The 2842-nt window shown below is 67.5% G+C and carries 3 protein-coding genes; all 3 read left to right on the top strand.

The features are described from left to right. On the top strand, positions 1-477 hold a 477-nt coding region (locus tag ACLL9L_RS00390; RefSeq protein WP_411282660.1), incomplete at its 5' end, for a 50S ribosomal protein L25. Between the two features lie 108 nt (positions 478-585). Further along, complete coding sequence (pth, locus tag ACLL9L_RS00385; protein WP_411282659.1) at positions 586-1236, top strand: aminoacyl-tRNA hydrolase; 651 nt, start codon at positions 586-588, stop codon at positions 1234-1236. A 347-nt stretch (positions 1237-1583) separates the two neighbouring features. After that, positions 1584-2842, top strand: a 1259-nt coding sequence (locus ACLL9L_RS00380; protein WP_411282658.1) for a sugar transferase, incomplete at its 3' end; no start/stop codon positions are given.

Here is a 2842-nt window from a genome sequence, read left to right as displayed (position 1 = left end):
CTCGCGCTCGCCAAGGACGTGCAGCGCGACCCGATCAAGCCGGTCATCGACCACGTCGACCTCGTCGTCGTCCGCAAGGGCGAGAAGGTCACCGTCGACGTCTCCGTGCACCTCGAGGGCGAGGCCGCTTCCGAGACGGTCGTCACGCTCGACCACAACACCCTCCAGCTCGAGGTGCTCGCCACCAACATCCCCGAGAACCTCGTCGTCTCGGTCGACGGCCTGCCCGCCGGCACCCAGATCCTCGCCGGCGCCATCGAGCTGCCCGCGGGCGCGACCCTCGTCACGGACGAGGAGGCGCTCGTCGTCAACATCACCCAGGCCATCTCCGAGGAGGCCCTCGAGGCCGAGCTCGCCGAGGCCGAGGCAGAGGCGGGCATCGAGAAGGACGAGACCGACGAGGAGGCTGCCGAGGGCCAGGCTGACGGTGACGCGGCCGAGGGCGGCGCCGCCGCATCGGAGGACGACAAGGCCTGATCCCCCCGCGTCACGTCGTCGCACCCGCGACACCTTCACGAGAGAAGGCCCGGCCATGGGGACCGGGCCTTCTCGCTGACCGGGGCCGGCCCGGCATACTTGCCCCTCGTGGACACCTGGCTCGTCATCGGACTCGGCAACCCTGGTGCCACCTATGCCGGGAACCGTCACAACGTCGGCGCGATGGTTGCCGGAGAGCTGGCGGGCCGACATGACGCGGGCCCCCTGGGGGTGTCGAGGGGCAAGGGCGGCCGGGGTGCGAAGAAGGCGCTGGCGGCGTCGTTCACGGTGCACAGGGCACGCGCCTTGACGTGTGAGGTGCGCCTGGGGACCGCCCCCGGCGGGGTCCCCGGGCCCCGCGCGGTGCTGGCCGTCCCCACGACCTACATGAACGAGTCGGGTGGCCCCGTCGCGGCGCTCATGTCGTTCTTCTCGATCGATGTGGACCACGTCATCGTCGTCCACGACGAGCTCGACATCGACGCCGGCATGGTCCGGCTCAAGCGCGGTGGCGGCGAGGGCGGACACAACGGACTGCGTTCCGTCACCCGGTCACTGGGGACCAGGGACTACCTGAGGGTGCGGGTGGGCATCGGACGACCGCCGGGGCGGACGGAGCCCGCCGATTATGTGCTGCATGACTTCTCGTCGAGCGAGCGGGCCGAGCTGCCGTTCACGCTCGACACGGCCGCGGACGCTGTCGAGTCCCTCGTGGACGTCGGTCTGCTCGAGACCCAGCAGCGCTTCCACGCCCCGTGATGTGTCCGCGAACGAGCGACGGTTCGTCTTAGACGCTTTCGCCACGTACAAATAGCATTACATAGGGTATAAGAGTTAAATGTCTGTTTAACACTATTAATACTAATTTAACCCCAGAAATGCGAATTCGTATCGTCACATCGGACTATGGGCTGCATGACGCTTGATGTCTACGCTTTGGGAGGCGGCGAAGGGGGAAATTGCTCGTCGCATGCTGGACTGTGGTTGCCACTCGCCGCTTGTGGGGGCGCCGGATGGCTGGGGAAATGATCATTTGCATCGTGACGCGCTGATCTGCCGCGCTCGGGGTGTCTTGGGGAAAATTCGGGGAATCAGTGACTGAGTACGTGGGCATTTTCGCGGGGCACGCAGCCCCTGCGATCGGCACCGACCGCGTTGACGCGGCGGCGAACCCGGTCGTGGCCGACAGTTGGGCACTCAGGCAGGCGCGAGCGGCCAGCCAGAGTTGGGTCTCGCGCTACCGGCTTCGAGTGGTGGCCGGTGACTTCGGGCTTGGCTTGGTTGCTGCGGCAGTCATCTACCTGCTGCGTTTTGGGTCGAGTGACGTGGCGACCGCCTGGGCGCTGCTGCTTGTTCCCGTGCTGTGGGTCCTGGCGCTCACGGTCGTGCAGACCTACCGGGTGGAGTATCTCGGGTCCGGTTCGGACGAATACCGCGCCATCGGTCGAGCGGCGATCCTCGTCAGCTGCGCGGTGGCACTCTCCAGCTATGTGGGCCACCTTCAGCTCCCACGCAGCCTCGTGCTCCCGCTGGTTCCCGCTGTTCTCGGTGGCAGCCTCATCGTCCACTGGCTGTTCCGGCGTGGGCTGGTCCGTCGCCGAATTGACGGAGACTGCCTCCTGAACACCGTCGTCGTGGGCCAGGCCGACTCCGTTGCCGAGCTGATCCGAGAGATCAAGTCCGCGCCCCAGTCCGGCATGAGGATCATCGGCGCCTGCGTGTCCGGCCTCGACTCCACGTGGGGCCATCCTCAGGCCATCGAAGGGGTACCGATCTTCGGGCCGCCGGAGTCCGCGCTGGCCGCGGTGGACGGCCTCGGCGCCGAGATCGTCGCTGTCTCGAGCCACCCGGACCTGGTGGGCCAGCCGCTTCGTCGGCTGGGGTGGGCGCTGGCAGAGCGCGAGGTCGAACTCGTCGTCGCCCCCGGAATCGTCGAGGTCGCCGGGCCTCGGCTCTCCCTCCGCCCGGCGGCAGGGTTGTCCTTGCTGCACGTGGAGCGGCCCATCAGCTCCGCCGGGCGCCTCGCCCTCAAGCGAGCTGTCGACACGATCCTGGCCCTCGGCATCTGCCTCGCGCTGGTGCCGCTGCTCCTCGTTATCTCCGTGCTCGTCAGGACGACGAGCGTCGGTCCGGTCTTCTTCCTCCAGGAGCGGGTAGGCGCACAGGGAGCGCGGTTCCGGATGGTCAAGTTCCGGACCATGGCGGTCGACGCGGAGGCCCGGCTCGAGGCAATGCAGAGCGGCTACGAGAAGAACTCCGTGCTCTTCAAGGACCCCCGCGACCCACGAATCACCCGGGTGGGGCGAGTCCTTCGGAAGTATTCGCTCGACGAGCTCCCGCAGCTGATCAATGTCCTGCTCGGTGA

The organism is Lapillicoccus sp., assembly GCF_046595215.1.
Taxonomy (GTDB): domain Bacteria; phylum Actinomycetota; class Actinomycetes; order Actinomycetales; family Dermatophilaceae; genus Lapillicoccus.
The sequence above is the reverse complement of the archived record's forward strand: the minus strand, read 5'-3'. Positions and strand labels throughout refer to the sequence as shown.